Source organism: Rothia sp. P100, assembly GCF_023712425.1.
Taxonomy (GTDB): Bacteria; Actinomycetota; Actinomycetes; order Actinomycetales; family Micrococcaceae; genus Rothia; species Rothia endophytica.
On record NZ_JAMAYG010000003.1, the window covers coordinates 61,992 to 81,450 of the forward strand.

A 19,459-nucleotide genomic window follows, 5' to 3' on the forward strand; every position below is an offset into this window, starting at 1 on the left:
CCCTGAAAGGCTCCACCATGAAGTACCCCCGTATGACCCTGAAAGGCTCCACCATGAAGCGCACCCTTGTTCTTTCCACTCTCGCCGTGGCCTCCACCCTGGCGCTGGCCGCCTGCGGTGAGGCCACCGACGCCACCACCTCTGCCACCACCTCTGCCACCAGCACTGCGACGACTACCCCTGAGACGACCGAGACCACCACGACGACAACTGAGGCGGACGGGGAGATTTCCGCCGATCACAACGACGCGGACATCATGTTTGCCCAGATGATGATCCCCCATCACCAGCAGGCCGTGGAGATGAGTGAGACGCTCCTGGCCAAGGAGGGTATCCCCGCCCAGGTCGTGGAGTTTGCCCAGGGGGTTATTGACGCCCAGGGACCGGAGATTGACCGGATGAACGCCATGCTCGAGGCCTGGGACCAGCAGCCGGTCACCGACTCTGGGGGCATGGGGACCATGGACGAGATGGGTGGAATGGATCACGGCGAGATGGGTGGAATGGATCACGGCGAGATGGGTGGCATGAGCGGGATGATGAGCCAGGAGGACATGACAGCCCTTGAGGAAGCCCAGGGCACCGAGGCTGCCCGCCTCTACCTGGAGCAGATGACCGCCCACCACGAAGGTGCGGTCGACATGGCCCGTGACGAGGTTGCTGACGGCCAGAATCCCCATGCGATCACCCTGGCCGAACAAGTTATCAACGACCAGGAGGCCGAGATCGCCCAGATGCAGCAGATGCTCACTGACCTATGACAGGTGCCCGTCTTTTTCTGATCCCGAGGACAGGAATCTGAAAAAGAGGGATAACCGTGACGATTGCCACCTGCTGCGGGCGATGGGTCGTTGTCACCGCAGCAGGTGCACCGGGGTAGATGTTTCTTCTCCCTCTGGTCGCACCACTGAGGATAGGGGAAAGCTCCTGTGTCCAGACCCTTGGAGGGCTACGCATTATTGTCCGATACTCACACGGCCGCCCTGGTCTGCCGGCAGGGCAGCATTGATTGGTTGTGTCTGCCGCGCTTTGACTCCTAGGCGGCCTTTTCCGCTCTTCTTGGCGACCATCGTGATGGTCACTGGCTAGTAGATGTGCCCGGGGGTTGTCCCGCCGGGCTTTTCCTCATAGCCTCATCCGCCCGCGTCTTATAGGTGGTGAGACAATCTAGTATTGAAACAGACTTTTGACACATAAAGTCAGCTCCATGAGCCTACTTTTGAGCACCGTCGCTCAATGTGTCAAAAACGACCGTTCTTGACCAAGCAACCAAAAACCGGGAATCCCCGGCGTATGACTGTTAGTTTCAATTGGCGGTTTATCACCGTTAAAAATGGCGCATCGCACAGCACGATTCACTTTGGTTCTCAATGGTTGAAGGCGGGGTGCTAATTTCCTGGTGGAAATAGTGCCCCGCCTTCAACAGCAACGAAACCAGTGCTAATGCAGGACGTTGCCAGGCTGCTGTGTGAGCTGCTTGCGGTGGACGCGGGCAGCACGAAGTCCGTTGGCAATCACGATGACTTCTGCGACCTCGTGAACCAGCACTACCGCGGCCAATCCCAGCACTCCGGTAATAGCCATGGGCAGCAGGACAACGATGATCGCCATTGACAGGACAATGTTCTGATTCATGATCGCCCGGCCCCGTCGGGCATGGGACAAAGCTTGCGGAATCAGTCTCAAATCATGGCCGGTGAAGGCTACATCGGCTGATTCTATGGCGGCATCGGCACCGGTAGCGCCCATCGCAATCCCCACGGTAGCGCTAGCCAAGGCAGGGGCATCGTTGATCCCGTCACCGATCATCCCTGTAGGAACCTGCTGCACCGACGAAGCGATTTCACGGGCCTTGTCTTCAGGTCGCAGTTCGGCATGAACGGTGCCTATACCGGCGATTGAAGCCAGCGCGTGGGCAGTACGGGAGTTATCGCCGGTGAGCATCACCACGTCGATTCCCTGGTTATGCAGGTCTCGAATTGCCTCGGCCGCTTCAGGGCGTAGTTCATCGCGCACGCCGATCACGCCAATGACCTGCTCTGCACGAGTGACCATGACGCAGGTTTGCCCGGAGGCCTCCATGGATTCAACAGCGGAAGCGAGCGATCCTGGGGCAATCCATCGAGGACTGCCGACCCCGACCTGAACACCATCCAGGACGCCGGTAATGCCGTGTCCTGGCTCTTCGTTAACCGCCGTTGCCTCCGGGATCGCGGGTACTGCTGAGGTGATGGCCGTAGCTAGAGGGTGGGTGCTGTGCTGTTCCAGGGCGGCGGCAACGGCGAGCACCTCTTCGTGAGTCGCATCATCAACGGTCTGGACTTGCGTGACCACTGGCTGATTGCGTGTGAGTGTTCCAGTTTTATCTACCGCGATGCGGCGCAGGGAACCAAGCCGTTCGAAGGCTGCTCCGCTTTTGATGATGACACCGAACTTGCTGGCAGCTCCGATGGCGGAAACAACGGTGACAGGAACGGCGATGGCCATCGCGCAAGGCGAGGCTGCGACCAGCACGATCAGTGCGCGTGTGATCCATGTTTCGGGATCGCCGAAGATCGCTCCAAGCACAGCGACCAGTACGGCCAGGACGATGACACCGGGAACCAGCGGGCGGGCAATGCGGTCAGCGAGCCGTGCCCGTTCGCCACGTTCCGACTGGGCTTGCTCGACTAGGCTCACCAACGTGGTTAGGGAGTTGTCCGTGCCGTTCGCCGTTGCAGTGACTACTAGCGCGCCGGATGAATTGATGGAACCAGCAGCAACCTGGTCACCCACGGTTACTTCCACGGGAATTGATTCCCCCGTGATAGCGGAGGTGTCTAAGCTGCTTGATCCTTGGCTGACCACGCCATCGGTTGCTAAGCGTTCACCAGGCTTCACGCGCAGTGAATCGCCAATCTTGATCTCTGCTGCACTGACCACGACCGGTGCGCCGTCACGGATGACGGTGGCCGTTTCAGGGACGAGCTTCAACAAAGAGCGCAGGCCCGAGCGTGCCCTGTCCATGGCTTTATCTTCCAGGGCTTCGGCAATGGAATACAGGAACGCCAGGGCTGCGGCTTCCTCGACATAGCCGAGGATGACCGCACCGGTGGCGCTGATGGTCATCAGCAGCCCAATACCGAGTTTCCGTTTCGTGAACAGGTTTCGCAGGGCGCCGGGCACAAAGGTAAAAGCGCCTAGTAGCAGGCCGATCCAAAACAGCACCAAGGCCACGATGGCGGTGCTTTCGCCGTGGGTGCTCCATTCAAGGACGAGCCCAGCGAGGAAGAAAACGCCTGAGGCTATGGGGACGAGCACATGCCAATCCCGCCACCAGGGCAGTTCCTCTTCGAATTCTTCGGTGGGTTCTGGTGAGTCGCAACCGCAGGCGGAACTCATGCTTGCTCCTCGTGTTCTCGATCGGCGCTGGTGGCGCAGTCAGGGCAGGAAGAGTCCAGGCAAGGCACTTGATCATCGACGGCCAACGTCACCTCAACCAGGGCGCTCAGGGCGGTGGTGAGGTGAGGATCGGTGATTTCGTACCGGGTTTTGCGGCCTTCCATTTTCGCCACGACAATTCCGCACCCGCGCAGGCAGGTCAGATGGTTGGAAACGTTGGCGCGGCTCAGTCCCAGGGCCTGGGCAAGTTCCGCTGGGTATCCGGGTTCGTGCAGCAAGGACAGGAGGATGCGTGACCGGGTGGGGTCGGCCATGGCGCGGCCAAGCCGGTTCATCGCATCGATCCGCGATTCAATGTTCATCATGCGATGTACTATACAGCACTTGATGTACTAGTGACAACGCCCAAAATCGATCGTTTTGGAAAGGTGAGGCTTCCGATGCATATTCTCCGGAAGCCTCACTTTCTTGCACAGGATATTACTTAGCAGGTAATGAGCAGAACGGCCTACAGCTATTTAAACCCTTTTCGCCGGTTGTCCTCCCGACACAACATCTGGCAATTGGCTGCGTTGGTTTTACCCCCTTCACGCCAAGGCGTGATGTGATCTCCCTCCATCTCCTCAATCTGAAAAGAATCAGCACATACAGGACATATCCCTTGCTGCCGTTCGTATGCTTCTCGCTTCTCGTTATCACTGAAAGCACGAATATTTAGGTGCTTCTCATGGCCACTGAGAACGTAAGTGTAGATACCTTTTTTATTGGTTACATCTTCGTCCATCATGAGGGAAGTGATTTGCTTATCAAGTTCTGCAGAGTTCCATTTGGTGTCCTTGAACTGGTTGTACAGTTCACCCCATGGCAACCCCTTCATTTCCTTGCGGTACTTGGGGAAAGTGGTTTTCACCCACGCAATAACGCTCTGAAAATACAGCCAGAGTTCGTTAGCGTTCGGGTCATGCTGATGGACAGCCATATACTCTTCAACTGTAGACTCACTAATCCACTTGATAACTGTTTCCAGGTAGTCTTGACGGATCGGAGAGCCGTTCATATATGTACCGGCAAGCCCCTGTGCGGGTGCGTTCGTCTTACTGAAATATCGTTTGGCATCGGCAACCCAACTGCCTGAATAGACAGCATTTCGCAGTTCCTGGTCGGTGAGTTTTTCGCCAGCGATATTTATCGTTTCGAACCAATCGAGCTTTTGACTGTCGGTTCCGCTACATAAGTAGACCATGAGTTGGTAGTTAAGGATCTGCTCTTGCTCGTCTACTTGGAGATTGTGGAAGTAGCGGCCATTGACCGCGAAATCTCCTTCTACATACTGGCAAATGCTGATCGTTCGTTGTTGCCCATCGATCACTTCATAAGTTCCGTCGCCGCGAACAGCCCAGTACATGACGTTAAGAGGAAAATCCTTGATGACAGTTTCGATCACGGCCTGACGCTGTTTGTCTTTATAGATGAACTCGCGCTGATAGGGAGGACGAATATCGAGTTTTTCTCCATATCCGATGACCCCGCCTTCTTGGTTGTCTTCGTAATCACTTGTCAGCTCACGAACTGTAATCCGGTGCAATTCAATTTTCACGCTGCTACTCCCTTGCTCCGAATGAGGATACGAGGGTACGTCTGGATAAAGATTTCTCCATCGACCATGTAATAGGTCTTGTTGCTTGGTGGAGCGTCAAGCTTGATGGCAGCACCGTCGTTAAGCTTAGAAACTTGGCTTCTACTTCCGTTAGAGCTAACTTGCGTCTGGGTTGGATATTTTTTTGAAGCCATCCCAAACCAGGTCTTCGTGATCCCTACAATTTCGAACTGTTCTGGATTGTGCTTGGTTAGAAAACCCAAAGGAACGCCCATGACACCTCCGAAATCTGTGGGAATCTCACTCACCTTTCCAACATCGATAGCATCGAAATTGTCATAGGAGCGGTACTTATCCGGATCATAGGAATTGTAGAGAATCAACTCTTCGTGTCGCTTGGAAATATCTAGGTTGGTAAGCCAACACATGGTGCCAAAACTGCGCCACTTCTGGCCTTCTTCATCAACCCAAAATCTTGTTTCACGAGGCTTGTAGTGATCTGGAACATTGAATGCCATATCCCCGTTATTGTGCCCCAACCACATCTTATTTTGACGAATGAAATCGAATATATCTTTCGTCGTGAGAGTGTTCTGGTTGCCAAGAATGATGAATTTCTTGTCATGCTCGATCAGCTGCGTGATGTACTCACGGAAAAGTGAGAAAGGTGGGTTCGTGACAACAATGTCTGCCTACTTAAGCAGGTCGATGCTTTCAGAGCTGCGAAAGTCTCCGTCACCTTTGAGTGGTTTAACGCCGATTTCCTTGGGGTCAGGAACCAAGTTCCCGTTCTTGTCTCCCTCGTACTCAAGGTACACAGCTTGTTCAGCGTCATTCTGGCTGAACAGATCCGTCTCTTGGCTCTTATAACAAGTGGCTATGAGTTTTTTGAGCTGCAACTTCTCGAAATTGTAGCTGAAGTAATGGAAGAAATTGCTGACCCGTGGATCATCGCAGTTGAGATAGACAACTTTCCCTTTGAAGTGCTTCTTATAGTGGCGCATCTCGTTCTCAATGTCCGCGAGCTGCGTATAAAATTCATCTTCTTTGGCCGCTCTAGCTGCGCTCAGACTACTGTTCTTCGCCAAGATCGTAATTCGCTTCCTCATAATGGCCCGCTGCTAATCAGGCAACTGTACTGATTCTATCGAGAACTATCGAATACTTCGGCTGGTAAAGGTTACTGCGGCAATAAGTACCCAGAAGGGCGCGACGATCGCTCTTGGTGTTCCAGGTGGCGTAACGGGCGTACTTGCCGTACTACTGAGTGCTACGGCTCTGCAAACAAGGATTTCTTCGAGGGGCCGATGAAGCGTCATTAACGATCGTTTTTGGGAAGTGGAAACCGCCGATCCGAGCAGCTGCTCGGATCGGTGGTTTTTCAATGTTTTTGTTTTCCCGAAACTTGTGGCTTCGTTCGCTTGGTGGCGGGGTTTTTGCAGCGCTCCGTGGCGGTCTTGTTGCCGCGATCACGCAGGACTGGCTGCAGGTTGGTGTCGCGGTCTGAACCGAGAGGGGTGCGCCCGGTCGGGGCCGTTTGGATCGCTGCCGCTACGTCAGAGTCCGAAGGCTCCGCCGCTGACGAGGATCACGATGCCGAGGCCGATGAGAACGATGGGGAAGAGGATGTGCTCCCAGCGTTCGAGCACTTCGGCGATCGGGGGGCGGGTGGCGACGAACTTTGCCAGGGCCACCAGGACCGCGACGAGCGCGAGGAAGACGATGCAGTAGGCGACTACTGCGAGAGGTTCCACGCTGAGGAAGACAGGGGTGTAGACGCCGATGTTGTCGCCGCCGTTGGCAAGGGTGACGCCTGCGACTGTCCACACGCCGACCTTCTTGCCGGCAACCTTGGCCTCGTCGTCATCGTCGTCATCGTCTCCGCGCCAGGCCTGTCATGCGGCCCAGAGGCCGAGGCCCAGAGGGATGAGACCGAAGTACGGGATGGCTGCCGAGGGCAGGAATGTTCCGGCGCCGATGGTCACCAGGACCGCGGCACCGAGGATGCCGGCGAATCCGAGATACTGGCCGGCCAGAATGCGGGCGGTAGTGCCGCGCTGGCCTGCCCCTCGCGCGAAGAAGAGGGAGAGCACGATGATGTCGTCGATGTTGGTCGCTGCGAACAGGCCCATCGCCTGCAAGACCGAGGTGAGGATCATGCGCCCACCCCAGCTGCGTCGCATCCGGGAAGCGAGCAGGCGGGATCGATGCACGGGGCGTCTTCGTCCACTGCCAGGGTGGCATCGACCAGTGCCGTCAGCGCCTGCGCCAGGTGCGAATCGGCGATCTCATATCGTGTCCGACGACCCTCGGGCTCGGAGACGACGATCCCGCAATCGCGCAGGCATGCCAGGTGGTTGGACACGTTCGGGCGTGTCAGGTCCAGATCTCGGGCCAGTTCCGCCGGGTAAGCGGGATGGTCGAGCAGGGTCAAGATGATCCGGGATCGAGTGGGGTCGGCCAGTGCACGACCCAGGCGGTTCATCACGTCGAGACGCGAAGCAATAGTCAGCATGCTCTGAACTATACAGCACGCACTAAACACTCGGTCACAGGCGTCAGCCCAGATCGCATGCCCGCAAGGGGGACGCCATACGGGACACTCGATCCGTTGGCTTGTTAAGTTTTCGAAACTCCGAGTTTTCAACGATTTCAGATTCCCATATACCCCGCCCGAGAAAATGCCCGGTGAAGGGGCCTTATACGGACGCCAAAAACGGTCGTTTTTGACTGGATGATAAGGCAATTCGAAAACTGTCATTTTCCGAAGGCGACTGCACTGAGAACACCGCAAACCCGGGGTAGTGCAGGGGACTTCGGACATTGATTTGTCCGAAGTCCCCTGCACCAAATTGCATTCCTGTCCGGAGTCGTCTGCACCAGCAAACAAACCTCGGCATTTCAGTGGGTGTCGCGTTCTTCCTCGGCCTTGGGGACCATCGGTACAGCGGTTGGCGCTAAGCCGGTGGTTGCGATCGCTGGGTGCGGGCCTCTGGGCACGGTTGAGATTGAAATTGCTCGCAGAGGTCGATCTCTTCGGGCAGCGGGTGCTCTGGCTAAAGCTGTTACGCGGGGTTGTGGATGTTTCCGGCGGGTCGTCGCCCGATGCTTGCCTTGTTGAGGTGTCCGTAGATCGTGGAGCGAGGGACTTGGAGCAGGTCGGCGATGCGTTGGACGGTGTGGGTGCCTGCGTCGTAGAGCTGTTGGGCGTGGTGGGCCTGATGGGGGGGTGAGTTTCGGGCGTCTTCCTCCTGTTCGCCCGCGGGCGCGGGCGGACGCGAGTCCGTCGCGGGTGTTGGCGACGATGAGTTCTCGTTGGAGTTCGGCCAGGACTGAGAGCATTCCGAACATCGCACGTCCTTCCGCAGTCGTGGTGTCGATGCCCTGCTCAAGGACACGTAATCCCACACCACGCTCGCGGAGGGCCGCACCGAGGGTCACCAGGTGGAGCGCCGAGCGTCCGAGCCTGTCCAGGCGGGTGATGACCAGCTGGTCGCCTGCGCGGTTGGCCGAGGCGAGGGCCTTGTCGAGCTCGGGCCTGCTGGCCTTGGCACCGCTGGCATGGTCGAGGTAGATGTTTGCCGGGTCGACACCGGCGCGGGCCAGGGCATCCGTTTGGTGGTCAGGGTTTTGGTCGGCGGTGGAGACCCGCGCGTATCCGATCAACATGTGTCGATAATACCGGTGCTGCATGGTTTGACGACGTTGATTTCCGGCACGGGTTTCCGACATTGTTTCCGCGGCGTGTCGCCGACAGGTTCGGGGTGTCGTCAAATGATCGTTTTTCAGCACTCCCAAAGATCCCTTCCAGGGTCCGGGCGGGAGCCCGATCCCGATTCATTGGTGGAGGATCGCCTCGCCTAGCATGGACAGGGTGAATACCCGGAAAGCCATTACACGAATGGATCACCATCAGATCGGCCTGTACCTCGTGGCCCTCCTGATCGGTGGTGTGGTCGGATTTCTGGCGCCCGGTTCGGCCAGAGCCCTGGAACATTCGATCAACCCCGTCCTGGGGCTGCTGCTCTTCGCGACGTTCCTGGGCATTCCTTTTGCATCGATCGGCAAGGCCGCCAAGGACCTGCGGTTCATGGGCACCGTGCTGGTGCTGAACTTCGTCATTGTTCCGCTGGTGGTCTTTGGCCTGACGCGTTTCATAGCCGGGGACCAGGCACTGCTCCTCGGGGTCCTGCTGGTGCTTTTGACCCCCTGCATCGACTACGTCATTGTGTTCACCCGGCTGGCAGGAGGGGCCAGCGACCGGCTGCTGGCCGCCGCACCGGTCTTGATGTTGCTGCAGATGCTGTTGTTGCCCCTCTATCTGCTGTTTTTTGTCGGCCCCGATGTGGCGTCGGTGATCGACCCGGAACCCTTCGTCGAGGCCCTGGTCGTCCTGATCCTCATTCCCCTGGCCGCGGCAGCGCTCACGCAGGCGCTGGCACGCAGGGCAGCGGCGGGCAGGATCATCATGGCCATCATGCAGGCCCTGATGGTTCCCCTGATGATGGCGACCCTGGCGTTGGTCGTCGGTTCACAGATCACCGGCGTCGGCCGGGAACTCGGCTCGCTGCTGGCGGTGGTTCCGCTCTACGCCGCCTTCCTGCTGGTGATGGTGCCGCTGGGGATGCTGGCGGCCAACGCGGCACGCCTCGATGTCGCCGCCAACCGGCCTGACCTCGCTCACTCGCCGGGCCACGGCATCACCATGGGGCTTGACCTTCGAGCCGGGAGCCCGGGTGCTTGCCAAGGTCCAGCGAAGCTCTCCTGCTGCCGTGAACTATGTCGCGGTGGACATCGCGTCCTACGAGACGGCCGATGAAATCAGGGAATTCCTGGCCGGAAATGGGGCGTCATCCCTGGCCTTTGCCTCTGATACCGATACGCGGCTCATCACCGCCTACCGGATAAACCAGGTAAGCACCGCTGTAATCCTGGACGCCGCGGGCACGGAGGTCTTCCGTGCCGTGGAGCCGGGTGCTGCGTAACTGCGGACGGCACTGGCCGCGGCGGGAGCCGGCTCAGTGAAGCCCCTTAGCCTGCGGCGGGCTCAGATGTAACTGCAGATTTGTTCAGCATCGCAGCGCTGAGGGTCGGCCACCTCGGCGGTTGCATATTGTTCGGCCACGGTCACCCGGAGTGCGGTGAGCTCCGCGATTTTCCGGTCCAGGTCCTGCAACTGTTTCCCCAGGACATCCCGTACGTGGGTGCAGGGCGTCAAACCGCTATCGCGGATCCGCAGAATGCCCTGGATCTGCGCCAGGGTCAGCCCGGCGATTTGGCTGCGGCGAATGAATTCGAGGCGGCTGAGGGTGTCGTGGGCGTAGTCACGATAGCCGTTGGCCGAGCGCTCAGCCGGCGGCAGAAGCCCCCGGTCCTCGTAGAACCTGATCGTCTTGGTTGTCATACCGACAGCATCAGCAGCTTCACCGATTCGCATTTCGGGTCCTCATCTCGTTCCAAAAAAAACAGCTAACCCTTCCATCATACTGGAAGGTTACGTACCGCAGACCAGCAGTTCCCGTCGCCAGCTTGACCTTCCCCCTTAGTGGAAGGTCGATGATGGGGTGTGACGTACTACTGGCCGTCCGGTTTCGTGTTGGGGTCCCCTGTCGGGGCCCCGGACACGAGCCGGACATATGAAGGGATGATCATGTCAATAAAAGCGAAGGGCCGGGAGCGCTCTGGCCTGGTGCTTGCGGCAGGCACTCTGCTGTCCTCCCTTGGTGTTGTGATGGTGGCGCTCGTGTGCTGCGGGGTACCCGTTCTGACGGCTGCAGCCGGTGTTTTCGCCGCGGCCGGCGCAATGGCCGGCAACCTCTGGTTCATTGCCGCCGCAGCCCTTGCCGCGGGGGCCCTGCTCCTGCGGGCGCAGCGTCGGGGCAGCCCGGGGACGGATTGTTGCGCCCGTTCCCGCCCGGGGGCCAGCCTGTCCGCGGGTTCTACTCCAACACCTCATTCATCGTCGGAGCAGGAGCGGTCCGGGCAGTCCCGGGCCGGTGCTTCTGAGGATGCGGGGTCACAGGGATGACGGGTGTTTTGGGTCTGGTCTTTCTGACCGGAATGCTTGCCACGGTGAATCCATGCGGGTTTGCGATGCTGCCAACCTATCTGGCGTACTTCATTGGTTCAGGCCCCGGTGCGGGACGGAAGCGGCCGTTGCTTGCAGGTCTTCGGGCCGGGGTTGCCCTCAGCGCCGGTTTCGCCACTGTCTTTGTTACGGCCGGCCTGCTCGCCGCTGTAGGCCTGCGGTCGGTGGCGTCGGCGCTTCCCTGGGCGGCGGCGCTGATCGGAGCGGTTATTGTGGTTGCCGGCCTTGGCATGGTGTTCGGATGGCAGCTGCCCGGGGCGAGGTTGAACCTGCCCCGGATTCTGAAGACGGACGGGACCAGTTCGGGCCTCAGGGCGGTCTTTGGCTACGGGGTGGCCTATGCGGTGGCTGCGCTCTCTTGCAGCCTGGCCCTGCTGCTGGCTGTTGTCGCCCAGGCTGTGTCCACCGGGAGCCTGGCCGGGCTGCTGGCGGTCTTCGCCGCCTACGCCCTGGGCTCCTCGGTGGTGCTGGTCCTTCTGTCCCTCGGTGCAGCGGTAGCGCGGGACGCCCTGGCACGCCACGTCCGAAGGATCCTGCCGTTTGTTAATCGTCTCGGCGGAGCCGCGCTTATCCTCGCAGGGATCTACCTGTTGCTCTACTGGGTTCCGGCCCTGTCCGGCGGGCAGGCCGGGGAGATCATGGGCGGGACGGTCACCGAAGCCAGCGCGGCGCTGTCCGGTTTCATCTCGGGCAACTGGCCCATCATCACCCTCACCGCGGTGGCCGCCGTCCTCGCCGCCGCGGCCCTGGCCCTGCGGCGCCGCAGTAAAAGCAAGGCACAGGACAACAGCGCAATCACGGACGGGGCTGAGAGCAGCGACAGCACCGAAGCGTGCTGCGACCCGGAACATCTTCTTCCCGACACGGCGCCAGGGCGCACCAACCAGCAAGGAAACCCATGACAACGACCAGAAACCACCGGCGGATCTTCACCATTACTGCCGTCGTAGCGGCCGCGGCCCTCATCCTGGTCCTGGCCCTCACTGCGTTGAACCGCGGGAGCGAAACCGCTCCAGCCGCCGGGCCAGCGGGCGCAAACAACGTGGACAGGATCGAGATCACATCTGTGGACGGCAAGGCCCTCACCGTCCCCTCCACCCGCCCGACAGTGCTGTATTTCATGGCGAGCTGGTGCTATACCTGCGTTCCGCAGGCAGAAGCGATGAAGGAACTGGAACAGGAATATGCCGATAAGGCAGACTTCGTCGCCGTCGATGTGACGCCGGAGAACACAAAAACCGAAGTGGACCAGTTCCGTGAACTGGCCGGCAACCCCGGATACCCCTACGTTGTTGACCGTACCAGGGAGCTCATCCAAAAGTATGGGGTCATGTCCCTGGACAGCACCATCGTCGTCTCACCCGAGGGTGAAGTCCTGGCCCGGGCCGACTCCCGGCCCATGAAGGCCGATGCCCTGAAGGCATTTCTTGACGCAGCACTTCCCTAGCAGTGGAAGCACCCAACTATTCGCACCGGCTCTTGACCTTCCCGTGCAGGGTAAGGTTTATACTGGGACGGTACACGCACCAGAAGAATGCCACCCGGGTGTTCATCTAAGACTTGATGGAGGATTCATGCCTGAAGCAACAACACCCGATTTCGACCTGGCTGTCATCGGTTCCGGAGGCGGCGCCTTCGCCGCCGCCATCCGGGCCACCAAGCTGGGCAATCGGGTCGTGATGATCGAACGCTCCACGGTGGGCGGGACCTGTGTGAACACCGGGTGCGTTCCCTCCAAAACCCTGCTGGCCGCCGCCGAAGCCCGGCATGTCGCTGTGGATGCGACCGGAAGGTTCCCAGGGATCAGCACTTCCGCCGCCCCGGTGGACATGGGTGTACTGATAGACGGGAAACGCTCCCTGGTCGAGGGAATGCGCTCGGATAAATACGTGGATCTGGCCGCCGACTACGGATGGGACCTGCGCCAGGGCACCGCGGTGTTCGCCGGCACCCCGGAGGAACCGGTCCTGGAAATCACCGGACCCGACGGCACCCGCGACTCCCTGACCGCCGCCCATTATCTGGTCGCGACCGGTTCGGCCCCGTGGGCACCCCCGGTGCCGGGACTGGATGAAGTCAACTACCTGACCTCGACCACCGCCATGGAACTGAACGAGGTGCCCGAGTCCCTGATCGTCTTCGGCGGCGGGTACGTGGCCCTGGAGCAGGCGCAGCTTTTTGCCCGCCTCGGATCCAAAGTGACCTTGCTGGTCCGCTCCAGGCTTGCCTCGCACGAGGAACCGGAAGCCTCCCGTGCGCTGATGGGCGTCTTCGCCGACGAGGGCATCCGCGTGGTCCGCCGCGCAGCCGTAACTTCGGTCCGCACAGATCCCGCCGGCGCAGAGGTCCTTGTCACCGCCACGGTCGCCGGGGGCCAGGAGGAATTCCGCGCCGCAAAGCTGCTGGTAGCCACCGGCCGACGCGCCGTCACCGACGGACTGAACCTGGACGCCGTCGGCGTCAAGACCGGCGACACCGGCCAGATCCTGGTCGAGAGCACACTCGCCAGCTCCAACCCCAGGATCTGGGCCGCAGGGGATGTGACCGGGCACCGAGAATTCGTCTACGTCGCGTCCGCCCACGGAACCCTGATGGTGGAGAACGCCTTCAACAACGCCGGGCGCGAGGTCGACTACCGGCACCTGCCCCGCGTGACGTTCACCAGCCCGACACTGGCCGCGGTCGGCATGACCGACAAGGAAGCCAACGAGGCGGGCATCCGGTGTGAATGCCGGGTCCTGCCCCTGGAATACGTTCCCCGGGCACTGGTGAACCGGGACACCCGCGGCTTCATCAAAATCGTCGCCGACGCCGACACCGGACGGATTGTGGGGATCACCGCCGTCGGCAAGGAGGCCGGTGACCTGGCCGCCGCCGGAGTCTACATCCTCGAGGCCGGCATGACCGTTGACCAGGTCGCGAACCTCTGGTGCCCATACCTGACCATGGCCGAAGGGATCAAAATCGCCGCACAGTCCTTCACCACCGACGTCTCCAAACTCTCCTGCTGCGCCTCCTGACCCGCGCCAGATCCCAGCCTAATCCCCCCCCCGAAGGAAACAACGATGACAAACAGCATCAGCCAGGTCACCGACCGCCTAGCCTCCTCCGAAACCGGCATGCAGCCCTGGCTGTGGCTGCCGCTGTTGAAACTCCTCTCACTGGGCGATCCCGTGGGCGCAGCGGACCTTGCCGCCGCCACTGGCCGCCCCGCCGAGGAAGTCCGGACCGCCCTTGCGGCCATGACCGACGCCGAGTACGACGGATCAGGCCGAATCGTCGGCATGGGACTGACCCAACGCGCCACCCGGCACCGCTTCGAAGTGGACGGCGAACAGCTCTACACCTGGTGCGCACTGGACACCCTGATCTTCCCCACCCTCCTAGGCGCCTCCGCACGGATCGAATCGGCCTACGACTCCGCCAGCACCCCCGTGCGCCTGCGCGTCGACAGCGCCGGCGTCACCGATGTCGAGCCAGCCACCGCGGTTGTGTCCCTGATCAACCCGGAAGACATGAGCTCGGTCCGCTCATCCTTCTGCAACCAGGTCCACTTCTTCGCCTCATCCGAAGAAGCCGAACCCTGGCTCAAGAACCACCCCGAGGGCACCGTGATCCCCGTAGCGGACGCGTACCGACTCGCTTCTGACATGGCCGGAAAAATGCTCTCCCAGACCGAAGCACAGGAAACCGGAAAACCGGGGAACCGGGTCCACAGCTGCAGCTGCTGACAAGGCGCCCCGGGCACCACAGTGCGTGCCGAAAGACGTTTGACGAGCAGAACCCGAAAGATCAAGCCATCTGAAGGAGATCAACGTGAAAGACCACTTCGATGTAGCCGTGCTTGGCATGGGGCCCGGCGGGGAGGTCGCCGCGGACCGCCTGCTGAAAGCAGGGAAGAAAGTAGTCATCTTCGAGCGGGAACTGATCGGCGGGGAATGCGCCTACTGGGCCTGCATCCCGTCCAAGACGGTCCTGCGGCCGCCGGAAGCACGCATGGAGGTAGAAAAAGCCGCCGGAGTCAACGGTGCCGAACTGGACTGGAACGAAACGGCCAAATACCGGGACTACATGATCCGGAACCTGGACGACAAAGCCCAAGTGAACGGGTACGCGAAACAGGGGGCCGAGGTGATCAAGGAAGAGGCACGGCTCACCGGGCCGGGCCGGATCCGCGCCGGAGACCGCGACATCACCGCTGAACACCTCATCATCGCCACCGGGTCGGACCCGGTAATACCTCCACTGGAGGGTATCGAACAGATCACAGCATGGACCAACCGGGAAACCTACACCGCCTCAACCCTGCCCGAACGGGCGGTCATTATCGGCGGCAGCGCGGTCGGGGTTGAAACCGCGACGTTCCTGGCACGCTTCGGCGTCAAAGTCACCCTGGTCCACCGCGGACAGCGGCTGATCGACCGCGAAGATCCCCGCGTCGGGGAACTGGCCCACACATACCTTCAGGAAGCCGGCGTCGACGTCCGCCTCGACGCAACCGCCGCCCGCGCCCGGCGCGAGGGCGCCGCCAGTATCATCGAAATCCGGAAAGCAGGCGGCGAAGACGGCGGAGAAGTCGCGGCCGATGTCGTAATCTTCGGCACCGGCCGGAAGCCCCGCACCAAAGGCCTGGGCTTTGAACATTCCGGAATCAGCTTGGGGGACCGCGGTGAAGTGCTGGTCGATGTGCACTGCCGCGCCGCGGAGAACACCTGGGCCATCGGGGATGTCACAGGCATCATGCCGTTCACCCACGTAGCCAAATACCAAGGCAGGATCGCCGCCGACGCCATTCTCGGCCGGCCCCGCCCCGCCACCTATGACGGCATACCGCGCGTAGTGTTCGCCGACCCGGAAATCGCCGCAGCCGGGCTGACCGCCCACCAGGCACAACAACGCGGGCTCAAGGTTGCCGCGGCCGAACTCGACCTGTCCAAGGCCATCGCCCGGCCCTGGACCTACGAGAAAGATCCACGCGGACACCTGGGCCTGCTGGCCGACGCCGAGCGAAAAATCCTCATCGGCGCCTGGGCAATCGGGCCAATGGCCGGTGAATGGATCCATCAAGCCTCCCTGGCCATCCGGGCGCAAATACCCTTCGATACCCTCCTGGACCAGGTCGCACAATTCCCCACCTACCACGAGGCCTACCACGCGGCACTGGAAAAACTGGACCTCTGACTTCCCCTCCGTACCTGCGGTCTGGACGCAGCACGAGCGGGTGACGGGAAATTCTCGCAGCCCTTAAAATCTCGAAAACGAACGACTATGACACATGCGGCGCGTTCAACGTTTACGGCGCGAGTCTTGACCGGGACTGATCAGGCACAGCAGGAGGTGGGCATTTCATTGTGGAAAGTGCCCGCGACTAGGCGTAGGGCTTCGGAAAAGGTCAGGTAGGGCGCCCAGGTGTCGGCGATGTGTCGGGTGGTCATCCCGGCGGTGATCGCGTAGGTTGCCGGGAGCAGCAGTTCTGCGGCGTGGTCTCCGATGATGCTGATGCCCAGGATTCTGTCGGTTCCCGTTTCGGCAATCATCTTAATCGCCCCGCGGGTGTCGTGGTTGACTAGGGCACGTGGGAGATCTTTGAAGCTCAGCACCCGGGATTCACATCGGTGCCCAGCTGCCCGTGCTGCGGCTTCGGTGAACCCGGCAGTGGCAAGTTGTGGGCGCGAGAAGATGACCGCTGGTAGTCCGGTGTAATCGACTTCTGCGACCGTAGCTCGCGGATCGATCCGCACGGCATTGGTCGCGGCGGCCTTGCCGGTAGCCGCGGCGACGTAGACGTATTGTGGTGCCGCGGTGACGTCACCGGCAGCAAAGACCTTCTGATTGGTGGTGCGCTGGTGTTCATCGACGCGGATGAAGCCATCACGATCGGTGGCGATGCCTGCGGCTGCCAGGTTGAGGTAGTCCGTGGAAGGGCGGCGGCCAGTAGCCACCAGCAGGCGCTCAGCCTGCAGGCTCCGGCCCGACAGAGTGCGCACCTGGATGTGTTCATGCTCTTGGGCAACGCTAGTCGCGTGCTCTTGAACCACCCTGATCCCCTCTTGGATCAGGGTGTGGCGGAGGATGGCGGTCATTTCCGGCTCGGCGGTGGGGGCTATCCGCCCGACAATGGTCACCTGTACTCCGAGGCCGGCGAAGAGTTGGGCTTGTTCGATGCCAATATAGCCGCCGCCGATAATGATCATGGACTCGGGCAGCTCGGTCAGTTCCATAGCCGTGGTCGAGGTCAAATACTTCACCTCGCCCAACCCGGTCACATCTTTCGGTCGTGCTGGCACCGCACCAGTGGCCAGCACGATCGAACTAGTCGTGACCGGTTTCCCATCAATCACAAGGGTGTCGGGATCCCAAAAGGACGCTTCCCCGGAGCAGACCTCGAATCCATGCGCCTCTGCGACATCAGCGTATTTGGTTTCTCGCAGCTGGGTAATCAGCTGGTCCTTCTGTTCGACTAACGATCCCAGATCCACGCCCATGGCAGCAGTGGGGGCCCCAGGGAAAGGATTCGTCAGGGCGGCTTGCCGGGTGCTAGCAGCCGCCAGCAGCGTTTTGGACGGAACACATCCGATGTTCACGCAAGTACCGCCAATGGTGCCGCGCTCAACCACCAATACGGTACTGCCAGCCCGCCGGGCTTCGATGGCGGCTGCCATGCCTGCTCCTCCGGAGCCCACCACCACGAGATCAAATTCGAGATTTCTTTCCATCAGGTAGCCTCTTTCTCTGGATTATCCACCCAGTATGAACCTTCCAGTACACTAGAAGGTCAAGTCTGGCGATCCCGAAGGAGTTTTGAGTGCCATGCGAATAGGCGAATTGGCGGAGGCTGCCGGCACCACCACAAAAACTTTGCGCTATTACGAATCCATAGGTCTACTCCCACCCCCGAACCGCACCCCAAACGGCTACCGCGACTACCCTGAAAACATACTCTCTCGACTCGATTTCATCCGCCGAGGCCAACACGCAGGACTATCACTCGCCCACATCGGTGAAATTCTCCGAATTCGCGATAACGGACAGACACCCTGCGCCCACGTCAGCGCCCTCTTGACCGACCGCCTCACCCAGCTCGATCACCAGATCGCTGTCCTCATGCAGCTGCGCCAGACAGTCACCCAACTCCACGACGCAAGCCGCCTCGCAGACCCATCAACGTGTCACGCCGATGCCATCTGCAGCAACCTGTGACCACCAGAATCCAGGGTCGGTGTCCACCGATATGCGCAGCGGCCAACATCGGGGTAGCGGCGTAGCAGGAGGACAAGGTGGACAGCCGCTAAGCGGAAGGAACAATCACACTTTTGTATGAATAGCTGCCCTGTACCAGCGGACTATCAAGCGGCCCGTCATGAAGCAACGACGCTGTCGGGCAAAAGAAGCGGCCTGAACATATCAAGCCGGGCGATGCGCACGCATGTCCGGATGACTCGACTCAGAAAACTCACCTCCACCCTGCCACTTCTGAGGTGAACCAGGACCACCACCGAAAACCGCCAAACGAAACTGCGAAATGCCGCCAAACGAAGTCGATAGTTACAATTCTGGGTTGTATCAAAAACGGTTTTTAGGCAGTTTTGACACAACTAGGTTTTGATACAGACTTTTGATACAGGCTATGCCCTGTCCAGGAGTGGAGGCGGGTGTTAAGCTGAACCTGTATCAAAAACGACCGTTTTAATGCACATACTCACCTCAAGGAATCTCTATGGCAACCCGCACCTCATTAGTCACCTTTTGCCTAAGAGCCACACTATTGATAAGGCTGGCGTCGCCTCGGTGATGGAAGCCTCCGTGCGCCTCTTGGAATCTGACCGTACCGGTACAGGGGCAGACCACGGCGACCTCTACCTTTCGTTCGTACCCGATGAAGAAATCGGTCTGCTGGGTGTACGCACCATGGATATGGCCCGCTTCCCCGTGGACTACGCCTACACCCTAGACTCCTGCGAGCTGGGTGAAATAGTGGAGGCAACCTTCAATGCCGCGACCACGAGCGTACCGGCTACGAGGCAAAGAAAGACCTACTGCGTAGCATCGCGGAGAAGCTAGCTGACACCAACCCGCGTGCCACCATCACACTGGACATCACCGATGTCTACAGCAATATCGAAGACGCAAAAACCCCGGATAACCAACAGGCAACCGACCGTCTGCTGGCTACCATGAAAAGCCTAGGTGTAGAGCCCCTCCCGCTGGCCATGCGAGGCGGCACCGACGGCTCTTGGCTCTCAGCCCAGGGCATTTTCACCCCCAACTTCTTCACCGGCGCCCACAACTTCCATTCCATCTACGAGTTCCTCCCCATGCCCTCTTTCGAGAAAAGCTGCCTCATGGTGCAGGAACTCATGAAGCACGAAGGGTAAATAAACTGAGAGAATGGG

18 protein-coding genes and 3 pseudogenes are annotated in these 19,459 nt (G+C 60.1%); 11 read left to right on the forward strand and 10 right to left on the reverse strand.

The features are described from left to right. Positions 1 to 53 precede the first annotated feature (53 nt). Positions 54 to 761 (forward strand): DUF305 domain-containing protein, encoded by a 708-nt coding sequence (locus M3668_RS07540; protein WP_251380546.1) that lies wholly within the window; start codon positions 54 to 56, stop codon positions 759 to 761. Between the two features lie 679 nt (positions 762 to 1,440). Here the strand turns inward: M3668_RS07540 and M3668_RS07545 are convergent. The 8 genes and pseudogenes from M3668_RS07545 to M3668_RS11155 form a co-directional block, all read right to left on the reverse strand. After that, positions 1,441 to 3,381 carry a heavy metal translocating P-type ATPase gene (locus M3668_RS07545; protein ID WP_251380235.1) on the reverse strand — a complete coding sequence of 647 codons (1,941 nt, stop codon included), beginning with the start codon at positions 3,379 to 3,381 and terminating at the stop codon, positions 1,441 to 1,443. Beyond that, entirely contained in the window at positions 3,378 to 3,746 is a 369-nt protein-coding gene (gene cmtR / locus M3668_RS07550; RefSeq protein ID WP_251380236.1) for a Cd(II)/Pb(II)-sensing metalloregulatory transcriptional regulator CmtR, read from the reverse strand. The genes M3668_RS07545 and cmtR (M3668_RS07550) overlap by 4 nt, the downstream gene beginning before the upstream one ends. Positions 3,747 to 3,895: 149 nt before the next feature. Then, positions 3,896 to 4,978, reverse strand: a complete 1,083-nt coding sequence (locus M3668_RS07555) for an HNH endonuclease family protein (protein WP_251380237.1) — start codon at positions 4,976 to 4,978, stop codon at positions 3,896 to 3,898. Then, a pseudogene (locus M3668_RS07560) lies at positions 4,975 to 6,087 on the reverse strand (adenine-specific methyltransferase EcoRI family protein). Before M3668_RS07560 ends, M3668_RS07555 begins: the two are co-directional and overlap by 4 nt. Before the next feature lie 447 nt (positions 6,088 to 6,534). Further along, positions 6,535 to 7,137, reverse strand: a pseudogene (locus M3668_RS07565) (cadmium resistance transporter). Continuing rightward, positions 7,134 to 7,493 carry a Cd(II)/Pb(II)-sensing metalloregulatory transcriptional regulator CmtR gene (gene cmtR, locus M3668_RS07570; RefSeq protein WP_038992393.1) on the reverse strand — a complete coding sequence of 120 codons (360 nt, stop codon included), beginning with the start codon at positions 7,491 to 7,493 and terminating at the stop codon, positions 7,134 to 7,136. Before cmtR (M3668_RS07570) ends, M3668_RS07565 begins: the two are co-directional and overlap by 4 nt. Positions 7,494 to 8,043: 550 nt before the next feature. Beyond that, positions 8,044 to 8,409, reverse strand: a complete 366-nt coding sequence (locus M3668_RS11150; RefSeq protein WP_353055971.1) for a helix-turn-helix domain-containing protein — start codon at positions 8,407 to 8,409, stop codon at positions 8,044 to 8,046. Then, positions 8,294 to 8,710 (reverse strand): annotated as a pseudogene (locus M3668_RS11155) (recombinase family protein); the annotation flags it as partial. The gene M3668_RS11150 and the pseudogene M3668_RS11155, both read right to left, overlap by 116 nt. 169 nt (positions 8,711 to 8,879) lie before the next feature. Between M3668_RS11155 and M3668_RS07580 the strand changes: the two are divergent. Continuing rightward, on the forward strand, positions 8,880 to 9,797 hold the full coding sequence (locus tag M3668_RS07580) for a bile acid:sodium symporter (protein WP_251380238.1): 918 nt from the start codon (positions 8,880 to 8,882) through the stop codon (positions 9,795 to 9,797). A 228-nt stretch (positions 9,798 to 10,025) separates the two neighbouring features. On the opposite strand, the gene M3668_RS07585 is transcribed toward M3668_RS07580, so the two are convergent. Further along, positions 10,026 to 10,382: a heavy metal-responsive transcriptional regulator gene (locus tag M3668_RS07585; protein WP_502948963.1), complete on the reverse strand. Its 357-nt coding sequence runs from the start codon at positions 10,380 to 10,382 to the stop codon at positions 10,026 to 10,028. A 246-nt stretch (positions 10,383 to 10,628) separates the two neighbouring features. On the opposite strand from M3668_RS07585, the gene merT reads away from it, so the two are divergent. From merT to M3668_RS07615, 6 genes are all read left to right on the forward strand, one after another. Beyond that, positions 10,629 to 11,006 (forward strand): mercuric ion transporter MerT, encoded by a 378-nt coding sequence (merT, locus tag M3668_RS07590; RefSeq protein ID WP_251380240.1) that lies wholly within the window; start codon positions 10,629 to 10,631, stop codon positions 11,004 to 11,006. After that, a complete protein-coding gene (locus M3668_RS07595; RefSeq protein WP_251380241.1) occupies positions 11,003 to 11,968 on the forward strand; it encodes a cytochrome c biogenesis CcdA family protein in 966 nt (321 codons plus the stop codon). The genes merT and M3668_RS07595 overlap by 4 nt, the downstream gene beginning before the upstream one ends. Further along, positions 11,965 to 12,513 (forward strand): TlpA family protein disulfide reductase, encoded by a 549-nt coding sequence (locus M3668_RS07600; protein WP_251380242.1) that lies wholly within the window; start codon positions 11,965 to 11,967, stop codon positions 12,511 to 12,513. The genes M3668_RS07595 and M3668_RS07600 overlap by 4 nt, the downstream gene beginning before the upstream one ends. A 127-nt stretch (positions 12,514 to 12,640) precedes the next feature. Continuing rightward, positions 12,641 to 14,086 carry a mercury(II) reductase gene (gene merA, locus M3668_RS07605; RefSeq protein ID WP_251380243.1) on the forward strand — a complete coding sequence of 482 codons (1,446 nt, stop codon included), beginning with the start codon at positions 12,641 to 12,643 and terminating at the stop codon, positions 14,084 to 14,086. A 45-nt stretch (positions 14,087 to 14,131) separates the two neighbouring features. Then, the gene (merB, locus tag M3668_RS07610) at positions 14,132 to 14,797 is read left to right on the forward strand and encodes an organomercurial lyase MerB (protein WP_251380244.1); all 666 of its coding nucleotides are present in this window, start codon (positions 14,132 to 14,134) and stop codon (positions 14,795 to 14,797) included. An 85-nt stretch (positions 14,798 to 14,882) separates the two neighbouring features. Then, positions 14,883 to 16,247: a dihydrolipoyl dehydrogenase family protein gene (locus tag M3668_RS07615; protein ID WP_251380245.1), complete on the forward strand. Its 1,365-nt coding sequence runs from the start codon at positions 14,883 to 14,885 to the stop codon at positions 16,245 to 16,247. Between the two features lie 140 nt (positions 16,248 to 16,387). On the opposite strand, the gene merA (M3668_RS07620) is transcribed toward M3668_RS07615, so the two are convergent. Beyond that, on the reverse strand, positions 16,388 to 17,782 hold the full coding sequence (gene merA / locus M3668_RS07620) for a mercury(II) reductase (RefSeq protein ID WP_251380246.1): 1,395 nt from the start codon (positions 17,780 to 17,782) through the stop codon (positions 16,388 to 16,390). A 94-nt stretch (positions 17,783 to 17,876) separates the two neighbouring features. Here merA (M3668_RS07620) and M3668_RS07625 point away from each other — a divergent pair, with 94 nt between their 5' ends. The 3 genes from M3668_RS07625 (at position 17,877) to M3668_RS07635 (ending at position 19,441) form a co-directional block, all read left to right on the forward strand. Then, positions 17,877 to 18,266, forward strand: coding sequence for a heavy metal-responsive transcriptional regulator (locus M3668_RS07625; RefSeq protein WP_251380247.1), 390 nt, complete (start codon positions 17,877 to 17,879; stop codon positions 18,264 to 18,266). Positions 18,267 to 18,812: 546 nt separating this feature from the next. After that, complete coding sequence (locus M3668_RS07630) at positions 18,813 to 19,127, forward strand: hypothetical protein (RefSeq protein WP_251380248.1); 315 nt, start codon at positions 18,813 to 18,815, stop codon at positions 19,125 to 19,127. 113 nt (positions 19,128 to 19,240) lie between these two features. Further along, complete coding sequence (locus M3668_RS07635; protein WP_251380249.1) at positions 19,241 to 19,441, forward strand: hypothetical protein; 201 nt, start codon at positions 19,241 to 19,243, stop codon at positions 19,439 to 19,441. Positions 19,442 to 19,459: the final 18 nt, after the last annotated feature.